The organism is Streptomyces sp. S3(2020), from assembly GCF_013044505.1.
Taxonomy (GTDB): Bacteria; Actinomycetota; Actinomycetes; order Streptomycetales; family Streptomycetaceae; genus Streptomyces.
In genome coordinates this window covers 1-13,958 of record NZ_JABERD010000011.1, presented here as the reverse complement: position 1 = coordinate 13,958, position 13,958 = coordinate 1, and the positions used below count along the sequence as shown (strand labels likewise).

Annotated in this window: 8 protein-coding genes and 1 pseudogene; 4 read left to right on the top strand and 5 right to left on the bottom strand. The window is 71.8% G+C overall.

Annotated elements, in window-relative coordinates; all coding sequences use genetic code 11:
- Positions 1–17 precede the first annotated feature (17 nt).
- Positions 18–2,936: a helix-turn-helix transcriptional regulator gene (locus HLK59_RS05895; RefSeq protein WP_171140158.1), complete on the top strand. Its 2,919-nt coding sequence runs from the start codon at positions 18–20 to the stop codon at positions 2,934–2,936.
- Here the strand turns inward: HLK59_RS05895 and HLK59_RS05890 are convergent, their stop codons facing one another.
- From HLK59_RS05890 to HLK59_RS05875, 4 genes are read right to left on the bottom strand one after another with little or no spacing between them, the layout of a single operon-like run.
- A complete protein-coding gene (locus tag HLK59_RS05890; RefSeq protein ID WP_171140157.1) occupies positions 2,937–4,136 on the bottom strand; it encodes an SGNH/GDSL hydrolase family protein in 1,200 nt (399 codons plus the stop codon).
- Positions 4,133–6,445: a glycoside hydrolase N-terminal domain-containing protein gene (locus HLK59_RS05885; protein ID WP_171140156.1), complete on the bottom strand. Its 2,313-nt coding sequence runs from the start codon at positions 6,443–6,445 to the stop codon at positions 4,133–4,135. The genes HLK59_RS05890 and HLK59_RS05885 overlap by 4 nt, the downstream gene beginning before the upstream one ends.
- A 21-nt stretch (positions 6,446–6,466) precedes the next feature.
- Entirely contained in the window at positions 6,467–8,263 is a 1,797-nt protein-coding gene (locus tag HLK59_RS05880) for a carbohydrate-binding protein (protein WP_171140155.1), read from the bottom strand.
- 26 nt (positions 8,264–8,289) lie between these two features.
- Positions 8,290–9,456 (bottom strand): ROK family transcriptional regulator, encoded by a 1,167-nt coding sequence (locus HLK59_RS05875; RefSeq protein ID WP_171140154.1) that lies wholly within the window; start codon positions 9,454–9,456, stop codon positions 8,290–8,292.
- 95 nt (positions 9,457–9,551) lie between these two features.
- Here HLK59_RS05875 and HLK59_RS05870 point away from each other — a divergent pair, with 95 nt between their 5' ends.
- Complete coding sequence (locus HLK59_RS05870; protein ID WP_171140153.1) at positions 9,552–10,292, top strand: hypothetical protein; 741 nt, start codon at positions 9,552–9,554, stop codon at positions 10,290–10,292.
- A 15-nt stretch (positions 10,293–10,307) separates the two neighbouring features.
- Here HLK59_RS05870 and HLK59_RS05865 read toward each other — a convergent pair whose 3' ends face one another.
- Positions 10,308–12,065, bottom strand: a complete 1,758-nt coding sequence (locus tag HLK59_RS05865) for a M4 family metallopeptidase (RefSeq protein ID WP_171140152.1) — start codon at positions 12,063–12,065, stop codon at positions 10,308–10,310.
- A gap of 303 nt (positions 12,066–12,368) precedes the next feature.
- Here HLK59_RS05865 and HLK59_RS05860 point away from each other — a divergent pair, with 303 nt between their 5' ends.
- Together HLK59_RS05860 and HLK59_RS05855 are read left to right on the top strand one after the other, a co-directional pair.
- The gene (locus HLK59_RS05860; RefSeq protein WP_171140151.1) at positions 12,369–13,595 is read left to right on the top strand and encodes a serine hydrolase domain-containing protein; all 1,227 of its coding nucleotides are present in this window, start codon (positions 12,369–12,371) and stop codon (positions 13,593–13,595) included.
- 82 nt (positions 13,596–13,677) lie between these two features.
- Positions 13,678–13,950, top strand: a pseudogene (locus HLK59_RS05855) (TerD family protein); the annotation flags it as partial.
- Positions 13,951–13,958 lie beyond the last annotated feature (8 nt).

Below are 13,958 nucleotides of genomic sequence, written 5' to 3'. Positions count from 1 at the left end.
GGTGACAGGATGTGTTCGTGCCTCCGACCTCCTTCTCTTCACCGCTCATCGGCCGTGGCGACGAACTCGCCCGGCTCGACGGGGTGCTGTCGCGTGCCCGCAGTGGTGAAGCACGTGCCGTACTGATCGCCGGGGACGCCGGAGTCGGCAAGACGCGGCTCCTCGGCGAAGCCTCCGAGCGGGCCGCCCGCACCGGGATGACCGTGCTCACCGGGCACTGCGTGGACCTCGGTGACGTCGGCCTGCCGTATCTGCCGTTCACCGAGATCCTGGGGGTGCTCGCCTCCGACGAGCGGTTCGCTCCCGTCCTCTCCGGGCACCCGGTGGCCGGCCGGCTGCTGGGGGGCGAGGGCGACGGCGGACGGTTGCAGCTGTTCGAGGGCATGGCCGGGCTGCTGGCCGATCTGGCCGATGTCGCACCGCTGTTGCTCGTGCTGGAGGATCTGCACTGGGCCGACCAGTCCTCGCGGGACCTGCTGAGGTTCCTGCTCAGCCGGGGCATCCTCCAGCGGTCGGCGGGCGGGGCGCCCACCCATCGGCTGGCGGTCCTCGCCTCGTACCGGGCCGACGACCTGCATCGGCGTCATCCGCTGCGGCCGCTCCTCGCCGAGCTCGTCCGGCTGCCCGCCGTGGAGCGCCTGGAACTGCGGCCGCTGGGCGACGCCGAGGTGACACGGCTCGTGCAGGCGCTCCAGGACCGGCCGTTGCCGGACGCCACCGTCCGGGGCATCGTGGCGCGGGCCGAGGGCAACGCGTTCTACGCCGAGGAACTGGTCGCGGCCACGGACACCGAGGGGGACGGGGTGCCGAGCGGGCTCGCCGACGTGCTGCTCATCCGGTTCGAGCAGCTCTCCGAGACCGCCCAGCAGGTGCTGCGTACCGCCGCCGTCGCCGGGCGCCGGGTCGAGCACGCGCTGCTGCGGGACGCCGTCGGACTGCCCGAGGACGAGCTGGAGTCGGCGCTGCGGGAGGCCGTGGGGCGGCAACTCCTGGTGCCCGGGGACGGCGACACGTACTCCTTCCGGCACGCGCTGGCCCGGGAGGCCGTCTACGCCGATCTGCTCCCGGGTGAACGGGCCCGGCTGCACGGCGCGTTCGCCCGCCTGCTGGCCGGCCACGGGCACCCGGCCGAGTCCGCCGCCGAGCGCGCCCACCACTACCGCGAGAGCCACGACCTGGCCGAGGCACTGGCCGCGTCGCTGGAGGCGGCCGATCACGCGCAGCGGGTCGGGGCGCCGGCCGAGGAGTTGCGGCATCTGGAGGCGGCCCTCGATCTGTGGTCGGCGGTGGAGGCGTCCGCACGCCCTTCCGAGGACCGGGTCACGCTCACGCTGCGGGCGTCCGCCGCGGCCGCGCACGCCGGGGAGTCGCACCGTGCGGTCTCCCTCACCCGGGCCGCGCTGGCCGGCATCGACCAGGACGCCGACTCCGAACTCGCCGCCCGGGTCCGCTACACCCTCGCCGGGAATCTGATCAGCGTCGACAACCTGACCTCGGCGTTCGCGTACAGCAGCGAGGCGCTCGCCCTCATCCCGGCCGATCCGCCGTCGCGGACCTGGGTGTGGGCAGCGGCGACCCATGTCATGGCGGCCCGCCATGTCGGCGAGAACGAGATCGCGTTGCGGGTCGCGCGCGAGGCCCTGCGCGTCGCCGGGCAGTTGGGGGCGGCGGACGCCCGCGCCGACCTGCTCATCTCGCTCACCTCCCTGGAGGGCAAGGGTCGGCGCACCCCGGAGGGGCGCGAACTCATCAGGCAGGCGCGGGAGTTGGCACACGACTCCGGCAACGCATCGGTGGAGCTGCGCGCGCTGTTCAACCTCGCCATCGGCAGCTACGAGTCCGGTGACCTGGAGGAGTCCCTCCCCTGGCTGGCCGAGGGCCTCGACCGGGCTCGTCGTGCCGGGCTGCTGTCCTCGCTGTACCCCCAGGCCATGCGTCATCTCCAGCTCCTGGTGCTCTACACGCTGGGGCGCTGGGACGAGGCCCTGCGGGCGGCGAGCGCCTCCGGGACAGTGCCCGCGATCGACGGCTACGCGTCCGGGCCCGCCCTCTATGTCGCCCTCGCGCGCGGCGACTTCACGGCCGTCGACCGGGCACGCGCCCTGCTCAGCGGCCACTTCGACTGGATGGCCACGCTCGTCGCGAGCATCGCGCTGACCGAGGCGGCGGCGCTGCGCGGGGACGCCGAGGCGGCGGTGGAGCAACTGCGCTCGTCCGTCAAGGCCCTCACGGACGACGCGGGCGCCCGTCCCGACGTCGCGGTCCGGCTCGCCGCCCTCGCGCTGTCCGCGGTCGCCGACACGACCGCCGGGCTGCGGCTGACCGGCGACGAGGCGGGCGCCGGACGCTGGACGGCCACGGCGGACGAACTGGTGGAGCTGGCCCGCCACACGGCCGTGCGCGGCGAGGACGGGACTCCGCAGGGGCCGGAGGGCCAGGCGTGGCTGGCGCGCGCCGAGGCCGAGTGGGCGCGGGCGGTGTCCGGTCCGGACGTGGCGGCCTGGGAGAAGGCGGTCGCCGCGTTCGACTTCGGCAACACCTATGAGCACGCCCGCTGCCGACTGCGGTACGCCGAGGCCCTGTTCGTCGCCGAGCGCCGCGAGGAGGCGGCCGTCGAGGCCCGTGCGGCGCGGGAGGCGGCCGTACGGCTCGGGGCCACACTCCTGCTGGAGGAGGCGGACACGCTGATACGCCGGGGCCGACTGTCGGCGGCGCCGAAGAAACCGGACGGCCCCTCGCCCCTGACCGCCCGCGAGCAGGACGTGCTGCGGCTCCTCGCCCTCGGCCGCAGCAACCGGCAGATCGGCGAGGAGCTGTTCATCAGCGGCAAGACGGCCAGCGTGCACGTCTCCAACATCCTGGCCAAGCTGGGCGCCGCGAGCCGTACCGAGGCGGTGGCCGTGGCCTATCGGGAAGGCCTGATCGCCCCGGGGTGATCAACGGTCCGCGCAGTCGAGGCTCCGCAGGTCGACGGCGTCCGCCATGGCCTGCATGCCCTTGTCGTTGGGGTGGATGTGGTCCCCGCCGTCCAGGGCGGGGAGCATCCGCTCCTGGTCGTAGGGGCTGCGCAGGATCCGGTCGAAGTCGGTGACCGCGTCGAACGCGCCGCCGTCGCGGATGAACGCGTTGACCTCCTGGCGTACGGCCTCGGCGGCCGGGTCCCACTCCGGCCAGCCCTTGAAGGGCGCGACGGTGGCGCCGACGACACACTTGCCGGCCGCGTGCACCCGGTCGGCGATCTCCCGGTAGCCGTCGATCAGGTCCTGGGCGGTGACGCCGGTGTGGGCCTTGATGTCGTTGACGCCCTCGAAGAGGAAGACGGTCCGTACACCGGGCTGGGAGAGCACGTCGCGGTCCAGCCGGTTCAGGGCGCTCTGCCCGGCGCCGTCCGCCAGGACCTTGTTGCCGGAGATGCCCTCGTTGGCCACGCCCTTGACCGTGTTCCGCGACTTCTGGAGCCGGCGGGCCAGGTAGTCGGGCCAGCGGCGGTTGACGTCGGTCGTGGACTGCCAGCCGTCGGTGATGGAGTCACCGAGCGCGACCACGGCACCGGCGTCGGCGCGCACCGACACCGCGTCCAGGTAGAACCAGGACCCGATGGTCTCGCTCCAGTGCGCGCCGCCCTCCTCGGCGGTGTGGTCGCCCTGGGTGGCGTACGACGTCTGCATGGCCATCCAGTGGCCGGTGAGCGGGCCCGCCGCGTCCGGCGAATGGACGCTGACGACCAGGTCGGTCCCGGCGGGCAGCCTCCCCGGCAGCGGGTCGCTGTACGCGGTGGCGCCGGGCGGGACCGTGACGGACGCCGAGCCGTCGAAGGTGAGGCGTCGGTTGGTGCGGCGGACGAGTTCGGCGCCCTCCTTCCGGATGCCGGCGTAGACGCTGTCGAAGGTCACCGGCCGGTCGCCGAAGGCGTTGGAGAGCCGGATGCGCGGGTCCCGGCCGGCGACGCTGGTGTGCACGACCATGCGGTAGCCGCGGTCGGCGACCGCCTCACCGATCCGGTCGGCGCTCGCGCCCCAGGTGACGACGCCGTCGGGCGGGCCCTGGGCGGCGGCCCGCGCGGGAGTGGCCTGGAGGACGGCGGCCATGAGCGCGACGACCAGCAGCCGGCAGAACCGGGCGGGGCGGCCCGTCATCGGTCGAAGTCCTTGAGCGTGACGGACGCGCCGGGCTTCAGCGCCACGGTCCGGGAGGTTCCGGCGTACGCGACCGTCGTGGTGCGGCCGCCGACGCTGCGGATGCGTACCTCGGTCGGTTTCCCGTCCCTCCACCGTAGATCGACGACGAAACCGCCGCGCGCACCGGCCCCGGTGAGGGAGCCGGAGGCGGCCCAGGCGCCGGGGAGGGCCGGGAGGAGTTCGACGTGGCCCGGGCGCGAGTACAGCAGCATCTCGATCATCGCGGCCGGGGTGCCGAGGTTGCCGTCGATCTGGAAGATGCCCCGGCCCTGTTCCACCTCGTAGATGTCGAAGAGGTTGAACGCGGTGCCGTTGCTGCCGCCGGTCGAGGGACGGAGGTTGTCGACGACCAGCCGGTAGGCGTTGTCCGCGTGCTTGAGCCGGGCCCAGCACAGAGCGCGCCAGGCGTTCGCCCACCCGAAGCTGTCCATGCCGCGCGCGGTGAGCAGGGCGGTGGCGCCCGCCACGAGGGCGGCGGGGGTGGAGCCGTCGGGCCGGATGCGGTCGCCGGGGAAGAGGCCGACGAGCGGGGACAGGTGCCGGTGGGTGGTCTCCCCCAGGTTGTCGGGGGACATCCACTCCTCCAGCCAGCCCGTGGTGGGGCTGACCCGCGGCAGATACAGCCGCCTGCGAAGCCCTGCGACCGTGTCGGCGAAGCCGGCGTCCTTCTTCAACTCCGCCGCGGCGGCGCAGTAGTTGCCGAAGAGATCCCGGACGAGTTCCTGGGCGTAGGTGATGCCCTTGGCGTCGAGCGGGCCGTGCTCGGGCGACCAGTCGCTGTCCGCGACGAGCACCTCCTGGGAGGTGTCCGGCAGGGTGACGGTGAGCAGTCGGGCCTCCCAGAACTCGCAGGCACCCTTGAGCAGCGGGTAGATCTTCTCCAGTTGGGCGCGTCGTCCGGTGAACTCGTAGTGCTCCCAGAGGGAGTTGCACAGCCACGCGTTGCCGGCCGGGTGCCACCACCAGCCCATCCCGCCGTGGGGGTTGGTGGAGATGGCGACGGTCCAGCCGGCGATCTTCCCGGTGGAGTTGCGGTAGCGGTTGCCGGGGTCGTTGAAGAGGGTCCGGGTCAGTTCGGTCCAGGACGGGAGCTGGTCGACGCAGTAGTCGGTGAACGCGTCGAAGCACGGGGACAGTCCGGCGCGGTCGGCCATCCAGTAGTTCATCTGGAGGTTGATGTCGGTGTGGTAGTCGCCCATCCAGTCCGGGTCGTTGCCGTCGAGCCACAGCCCCTGGAGGTTGAGGGGCAGGCTGCCGCGTGAGCCCGCGATCATCAGGTACCGGCCGAACTGAAGGTACTGGGACTCCAGTTCGGGATCGGGCACGTCGTCCCGGGCGCGGGCCCGGATCCGCTCCCAGGTGTCGAGGGAGCGCTGTTCCTCGGACGACGTGCCGAGGGAGACGTCGAACTGCCCGAACAGGGCCTGGTGATCGGCGACATGGGTGCGCAGCAGGGTGTCCGCCGTACGGCGTGCGGCGGCCCGGACCTTGGTGCGGGCCAGTGTGTCGGGGTGGCGGGACGGGTCCCGGTAGTGGGGGGCGACGGGCGCGTAGTCGGTGCCTGCGGCCACGATCACGGTGAGGTCCCGGCACCCGTCGAAGGTGAGGTGCGGGCCCTCGACCCGGACGTGCCCTCCGCTGCCGTGCGCGGTGACGGCGGCACCGTAGCGCAGTCCGTTCGGGAGGGTGGCCCCGAAGGACACCTCGGGGTCCTCGCCGTGTGTGCCCGCCAGGGTGACGGTACCGGTGTAGCGGCCGCCGCCGCTCTGGGAGAAGTGCAGGACGATCACGTCGTCGGGCCGGCTGGCGAAGATCTGCCGCCGGTACGTCACTCCGGAGCGGACGTACGACGTGGTGAGGACGCCTCGGGCGAGGTCGAGGGTGCGGCGGTAGCCGGAGACGGCGGACAGGTCGTGGTCGGGTAGGTCGACGGTGAGGCGGGCGAGCAGGGTGAACGAGCCGAAGTCCTGGCGGCTGTAGGGGAACTGACCGTCGGTGTCGAGGGTGTCGTTGCGGCCGCCGGTCCACATGGTGGCGTCGGTGACGAGGAGGAGTTCGCGGCCGGGGTCGTTGCTCGCGAGGGCGCCGAGGCGGCCGTTGCCGACGGGCAGTCCTTGTTCGATCATCGAGTGCTCGTCGGCGGGGGCCTGCCACCGGAGTTCGTCGCTCCGGGGGGCGGCTGTCGCCGTGGGCGTGGGCAGCAGGGTGAGGGCGCCGGTCGCCGTGGCGAGGGTGAGGACGCCACGTCTGGACGGTCCGGTGTTCATGACGGCTCCTGTGAGGCTCGCTCAGGACGACTGGGGGATGTCGATCCGGTCGATGTCCGGCGCGTAGCCGGTGCCGCTGTCGAAGGTGATCGTGTTGGCGCCCGCCTTGAGCGTCACGGGCACGTGGACGCTGGACACCGTCCCCCAGTCGCCGGTCGCGGGGAGCTTGTGGCGGGTGGCGCCGCCGCCGTTCGCGGAGACGTCCACGGAGCGGGCGTCACCGCTGATGTAGGAGACCTTGATCTGGTAGGTGCCGGCCTTGGGGACGATCACGTCGTTGAAGGTGAGCTTGCCGCCGAGGTACAAGTTGCCGACCTTCTTCCCGTCGGAGCAGGCGGAGCAGTCGGCGACCGAGGCGTTGCCGACGAGGGTGTTCGCCGGGGACTCGGCCTCCACGCCGGTCCACTTCAGCGCGGTGCCGCGCGGAGTGACCGTGAAGAGGCGGGAGCCGTGGGCGGGGAGGGCCTGGGTGATCCGGTTCTTGTACGTGCCGAGGTTCTCGTGGTTCCAGAGGTCCCGGACGGCGGCCTTGCCGGTGAAACCGAGGGCGGTCCAGTCGGCGGTGACGGCGGCGGGGCGGTCGGCGAGGTTGAACAGGGCGACGGTGTACGTCCCGTCGGTGTTCTTCGCGGCCCACACCTGCTGGGGGTCGGACGGGGTGACCGGGTGTGCGGGCGGGTTGGCGCCCTGGTCGATCGCGATGACCTCGCGGTTGGTCAGCAGGGACAGGCCGTAGGAGTCGAGGCGGGTGAGGTCGTCGCCGGTGTAGAGGGGGGACTTGGCGATGGCCCACAGGGTGGCGTAGCTCTGCCGTTCCGCCTTGGTGAGGCCGTCCATCTCGCCGTTGCCGACGTCGAGGGAGTCGAGGTCGTTCCAGCCGCCCGGTCCGGCGTGCCGGGTCCACGCGGGGGTGTCGTCCCAGCGGTCGTCGACGGAGTTCTCCCAGCTGACGAGGGTGTTGCAGTAGCACTCGACGTCGGTGTCGAGGCGCCAGCCCTGGGAGTACTTCTTCCAGTCGGCGGCGTGGCCGATGTCGAGGGACCAGGAGAGTTCGAGGTGGATGGGGCGGCCGGTGGCGGCGATGGCCTTGTTCCAGGCGGCCACGTCGGCAACGTTGTCGTACTGGTCGCCGCTCTTGCCGGAGCCGGGGCCGACGCCGTCGAGCTTGAGGAAGTCGTAGCCCCAGTCGGCGATCATCCGGGCCTGGGAGTCGATGTACTTCGCGGTGCAGGGGCGGGAGAAGTCGAGTTTGTAGGAGCTGTCCCAGCCGTTGGTGGTGCGCAGGTCGCCGTAGACGATGTCCGCGGTGGTGCAGCCGTCGGCGTTCCAGATCGGTGTCTGCCCGTCGCCGTAGGCCCCCTTCTCCAGGCCGGCCGGCAGGTAGATGCCGGCCTTGAGGCCCTTGGCGTGGATGCGGTCGGCGACGGCCTTCATGCCGCTGGGGAAGCGGACCGGGTCGGCCTGCTGGCGCCCGTACCGGTCGAACCCGGACTTCCAGGTCTTGTCCATCCACCAGCCGGCGTCGATGTTGACGTATTCGTAGCCGTACTTCTTGAGCTTGGCGGCCATCGCGTCGCTCTGCTTGAGGACGTTGGCCTCGGTGAGGTAGCTGTAGTCGCCGTCCGGGTTGAGGCCGGGGTACTTGGACGACTGCATGCTCCAGCTGGACCAGCCCATGTAGGGCTTGGCGGCGAGGGCGGGAGCGGCGGTCTCGGCGCCGGCCGTCGGTGCGGTGGTGACGGCACCGGCGGCGAGGGTCAGGACCACCAGGGCTCTGAGGGTGCGTGCGGGCATGACGGAGTACGAGGATGACCGCATGGGTCGTACCTCCTGGGTCGTGGGGGTTATGTGTCGGCTCGGACGAAGGACTGGATGGCGGTGGCCGCGGCCCCGCGGGCCCACTCCTCGAAGGGCAGTGGGCGGGTCTGGACGTCGCACTGTGCGGCGGAGCCGAAGGCGGCCGCGACGAACGCGTCACGGATCTGTTCGGCGAACAGGTCGTAGGCGGCGAGTCCCTCGCCGGAGATGATCACGCGTTCGGGGCCCAGGAGGTTGGCGACGGTGGCGATGCCGCGGCCGATCGCCTCGCCGGCCCGCGCGTACACCTCGCGGGCTCCGGCGACACCCCGGCGGGCCAGGGTCAACGCCTCGGCCGCGTCGGCGGGTTCGACGCCGGTGATCTCCTGGATCCGGCGGACGATCGCGGCCTCTCCCGCGATCGCCTCCACACAACCGCGGTTGCCGCAGTGGCACAGGGGGCCGTTCGGATCGACGGTCACATGGCCGATCTCGCCGGCCACGCCGTGCGCCCCGGCGACCACCCGGCCGTGCACCACGAGGCCGCAGCCGATGCCCGCGCCGACGGTCACCACGGCGAAGTCGGACAGGCCCGCGCCGGCGCCGAACCACTGCTCGGCGACGGTCAGGGCGCGTACGTCGTTGTCGACGGTGACCGGCAATCCGGTGGTCAGGGTGGTGAGTTCGGCGAGGGGTACGTCGCGCCAGTCGAGGAACGGCGAGTAGCGGACGGTGCCTTCGGTCCGGTCCACGTCTCCGGAGACGGCGACGCCGAGGCCCAGTACCGGGACGCCGCCCGCCTCGGTCAGCAGGTCCTGGACCAGGTCCGCGATCGACGCCAGCACCGCCTTGGCGGCACGGTCGGGAAGCGGCACCCGACGGGCGACGCGGATGCGGCAGCACAGGTCGGTGAGGACGCCGATGATCTCGTCGCCGGTCACCTTGACGCCGATGAACAGGGCGCGTCCACCGTCGACCCGCACCAGGTTCGCGGGCCGCCCGAGTGCGGGGCGGGCCTCGTCGTCCGCGCCCTCCACCAGGTAGCCGGCCTCGATGAGGGGCCGGACCGCCTTGGTGACGGCGGCCGCGGACAGCCCCACCCGCCGGGCCACCTCCAGTCGGGTGAGCGGGCCTTGGGACAGCACGGTGGTGAACACCTGTGCGGCGGCGGGGGTGTTCGCGGGGAACGTCTCGGCGCGAGTGATCGGGCGCATGGCCGGGAACTTAGAGGTGTTCTTTTCCGTCGTCAATAAAAGAAGCAGGATTCGTCTGTGACCGGGCTGTCAGTGCCGGGCGGCACAATCACCCCATGACGACGATCGATTGGGCCGGGCTGACGCACGCCTACGGCAGCGCGGAGGACATCCCGGGGCTCTTCGCGCGGCTCGGCGGCCCCGACGACGACAAGGTGTGGAGCGACCTGTGGTCCGCGCTCTGTCATCAGGGGTCGGTGTACGAGGCGAGCTGGGCGGCGATGCCGGTCCTCGCGGACATCGCTCGGGGCCGGGCCCCCGGCGAGCCGCTCCAGGCGGTGCTGATGGCCGGGCTGATCACGACGGACCCGGACACCGCCCGCCGCGAGCAGTACGCCCACGAGATCGAGGAGTTGCTGGGCGTCGCGCGCGGGCTCTTCGCCGCCCGGGATCTGGGGATGGGCGACTTCGTCTATCTGCAGATGGCCCTGCTGGCCTTCGAGGACGCCGGAGTGTGGGCCGCGGCGCTGGAGGGACTGCTCAGCGAGGAGTACGAGCTGGAGTGCCCCGCGTGCGAGGACGGCCTCTTCGTCGCCTTCGGTTCGCACGGCTACTTCTCCGTGTCGGGCGACTATGTGACCGGCCCGGGCGCGGCGGACGAGGAGGGCCGGGTACGGCTCGCGCCGGCGACCCCGGAGCGGCTGGAGGGGATCGGCGCGCGTCTTCACCGGGAGGCCGTGGAGGCGGGCCGGGACGAGGTGGCCCTTGCCCTGACGTATGTCTTCGGCAGGGCCCACTGCCCCTCCTGCGGCGCCGGGTTCGGGGTGGCCGACGAGGTGGAGAGACAGTGGGCCTGACCGTGCGGTGCGCCGTCAGTGCCGGGCGGCCGGGGTGTTGGCCGCGGTCACGTTGACGGCGGCCCAGGACCGGTTCACCGCCTTGTACTCGGTGCTGCCCGCCCCGTAGAGGTCCTTCGCCGCCTTCAGGGTCGCCGTGCGGGCGTCGTGGAAGTCGGTGGTGGAGACCATGTAGCGGGTCAGGGCGCGGTAGTAGACGGCCGTGGCCTTGGCGCGTCCGATGCCCTTCGCGGGCAGGCCGTCGACGGTCGGCGAGTCGTAGGTGACGCTGCCGATCTTCTTGCGGCCGCTGCCCTCCGCGAGCAGGTAGTACGCGTGCGAGGAGACGCCGGAGCCGGCGTGGACCTCGGCGTCGTAGACGGCCGGTGACCAGTAGTCGATGGCGCCTTCGAGGACGTCCAGGGAGGGCTTGTCGAGGCGGCGCAGGAACTTCTGGTCCAGGCCGAGCTTCTCGCCGAGCAGGTAGTTCGGCGGGTTCTTCGGGTTGTTGGCGCTGAACTCGACGTTCGAGCCGAAGATGTCGGCCAGCGACTCGTTGAGGGAGCCGGCCTCGCCGTACTGGTTGCCGTCCGCGTCCACGCGGGTGGGCTCCAGGCGGGCGGTGGCGTCCACGACTCCGTGGGTGAGTTCGTGGCCGGTGACGTCGAGGACGACGAGCGGCTTCTTGAACATGTCGCCGTCGCCGTCGCCGTACAGCATGCAGCCGCAGGCCGGGTCCCAGAACGCGTTGGCCACCTTGTTGCCGAAGTGGACCATCGCCTTGGCGCCCTTGGAGTTGTTGGCGATGCCCTTGCGGCCGAAGGTCTTCTTGTAGAAGTCCAGGGTCTTGGTGATGCCGTACTGGGCGTCGACGGCGGCGCTGGCGCGGTTGGCGACGGTGCCGTTGCCCCACTTGTTGGTGGTGCTGGTGAACTTCTTGCCGCGGGCGAAGTTCTCCAGTTCCTGGCCCTTCGCGTCCCGGGTCTCGGTGCCCCAGCGGTTGGGGTCCTTGAGGAGGTAGCTGCGGCTGCCCGTCTTGGTGGTGGTCAGGGTGACCTTGCCGGCGAAGAGGGAGTTGCCGGTGCCGGAGGCGGTCGCCGCGAGGGCGTCGGCCCGCGGGGCGGTGCCGGTGGCCGGGTCCAGCTTCTCGCCGCGCTCGCGCAGGGTGTCGATGAGCTGGGGCGAGAGGAACTCGTCGCTGTCCGGTGTGTTGCTGCGCACCTTGCCGGTGACGGCGTCGACGACGACCGTGCGGGAGCCGCCCGCCTCGGTGGTGGCGCTGCCGGTGACCCGGACCTGGTAGGCGAGGGCCGAGGCACCGTCACGGGCGTCGACGACGAGTTCCGCCGGGCCGGCGTCCCCCTCGGCGACGGCGGCGGCGCGCTCCTGGGCCTGCTGGGCCGTCAGCCGGGCGCTCGTGGCCTTGGGCTCGACGGTGTGGTCGGCCGCCCGGGTGACGCCCGCGTAGGCCAACTGCTCGGTGAGGTGGACGACGAGGTCGCCGCCGAGGACCGGCATGCCGCGATGGGCCCGGACGAACCGGACGTGCCGGGCGCCCTCCGGGTCGATCAGCACGTCCTGGGCCCGGAGTTCGTCGCCCGGGGCGACTCCGGTGGCCGAGGTGTGGGCGAACGCGGCGGCGCGGGCCGCCTCGACGACGGACGTGGCGGTGACGGCCGGGGCCTTCCCCGGCTGCCCCGTGGACGGGTCGGCGAAGGCCGTGCCCGCGAGCCCCGTGGCGGCCGTCGTCACCGCGACGGCGACGGCCAGGCTGCGTATATGGGGTCTACGCACTGTTGAGGGTTCCTTCGTGCGAAGGCGGCCGGGATCACCAACCGCCCTGGGTCATGGCGCGGTTGAGCGCCATGGGGGCTGGTCGGGCCCCCGGACCAAACCCTTACGGATGAGTCATGTCCATGTAAAGCCTGAATAGTCGCTTTTCCTGCACTTCATGGCAATACTTTGCGAATCCGCAGCGCTCAGTGAGCAACGAGTGACCAACTGTGCGTCAGCTGTGGAGATGTGACGGGGTGCGAGGAGGTTGCCCGGCGTACGTGTGATCGATCTCGCATCGAGGAGAAACGGGAGAACACTCGGATGACATCAGCAACGCTGCGCAGGGCGACGGTCTCGGGAACGGTCCTGCTGTCGCTGCTCGCGGTCCCGGCCCACGCCACGGCCGACGGGAACGACACGGTCCCGACGAGCGCCGCTGCCCTGCCCCAGCCGGACATCACCGGGCTGCGCGCTGTGCTGCGCACCGCCGTGCGGCAGGGCGCGCCCGGCGCGATGGCACGGATCGACGACGGCGGCACCGTTCACCGGATGGTCACCGGCGTCGCCGACCGCAAGACCCTGCGGACCATCAGCACCCTCGACCGGTTCCGCATCGGCAGCGTCACCAAGACCTTCTCCGCCGTGGTGCTGCTGCAACTGCGCGACGAGAAGAAGCTCAAGCTCAACGCCTCGGTCAACAGCTATCTGCCGGGCCTGCTGCCCGACGACCGCATCACCGTGCGGCACGTCCTGAGCCATCGCAGCGGTCTGTACGACTACTCCAACGACATGTTCGCGAAGTCCGTCCCGGGCTTCGAGGCCGTCCGCACCAAGGTCTTCACCTACCGCCAGCTGGTGAAACGCTCGCTGGCGCACGCCCGCACCAACAGCCCCGGCGCCGCCTACTCGTACTCCAACACCAACTTCGTGGTCGCCGGCATGCTCATCGAGAAGCTCACCGGCCGCTCCGTGGGGACCGCCTACCAGAGCCGCATCATCGAGCCCCTCAGGCTGAGCGACACGCTCTACGTGCACCCCGCCACGAACATCCCCGGCCGTCACACCCGCGGCTACATGACCTCGGACACGGCCGGCGCCGCGCCGATCGACGCCACCCGGCAGACGACATCCTGGGCCCAGAGCGCGGGCGCGCTCATCTCCACCACCGCGGACCTCAACACCTTCCTGTCGGCCCTGCTCGGCGGGAAGCTGACCTCCGCCAAGAGCCTCGACCAGATGGAGCGGTGGTGGAAGGTCAACAGCACCACGGCGTACGGCCTCGGCCTGCGCCGCCGCACCCTGTCGTGCGGGACGTCGGTGTACGGCCACACGGGCGCCGTCCAGGGCTACTACACGTACGCGTTCACATCGAAGGACGGCAAGCGCAGCCTCAGCGCGCTCGCCAACACCTCCAACAACGCGACGGTGCTCAACACGATGGCGGGCACCCTGGAGTCGGCGTTCTGCGGCAAGCGGGCGGCGACGGTCCGAGGGGCGGCGCGCGTCGAGCGGCACGAGGACATCGCCCCCGGGGTCGCGCGGGACTGACCGGGCGGGAACCCCGGTGACCGGGCGCACGTTCTTCGGACAACCCCCAGCGGGTTCCGTACGACGACACCAGGACGGCGCGATGACCGAGTTGGTCCCCGGGGGCAATCTGCCCCTCCCGGGCGGTGCCGTGACCGTCCGGGTGCCCGGACCCTTCGATGTGTCCGCGCTCATCACCGACGACAGCGGCAGGGTCCGGGGCGACGGCGACTTCGTGTTCTACAACCAGCCCGCCGCCCCGGGAGCCCGGCTGTCCGGCGACACCCTGACGCTCGACCCGGCGCGGCTGCGGGCCGGCGCCACGCGGATCACGGTCGCCGTCACCGCCGCCGACCCCGGCACCCCCCTGGGCCGGTGAGATGG

Bases quoted from the DNA above. Each gene is read 5' to 3' on its own strand.
- HLK59_RS05890 (WP_171140157.1), bottom strand. From the start codon at position 4,136: ATGACGGGCCGCCCCGCCCGGTTCTGCCGGCTGCTGGTCGTCGCGCTC.
- HLK59_RS05860 (WP_171140151.1), top strand. From the start codon at position 12,369: ATGACATCAGCAACGCTGCGCAGGGCGACGGTCTCGGGAACGGTCCTG.
- HLK59_RS05870 (WP_171140153.1), top strand. From the start codon at position 9,552: ATGACGACGATCGATTGGGCCGGGCTGACGCACGCCTACGGCAGCGCG.
- HLK59_RS05875 (WP_171140154.1), bottom strand. From the start codon at position 9,456: ATGCGCCCGATCACTCGCGCCGAGACGTTCCCCGCGAACACCCCCGCC.
- HLK59_RS05880 (WP_171140155.1), bottom strand. From the start codon at position 8,263: ATGCGGTCATCCTCGTACTCCGTCATGCCCGCACGCACCCTCAGAGCC.
- HLK59_RS05885 (WP_171140156.1), bottom strand. From the start codon at position 6,445: ATGAACACCGGACCGTCCAGACGTGGCGTCCTCACCCTCGCCACGGCG.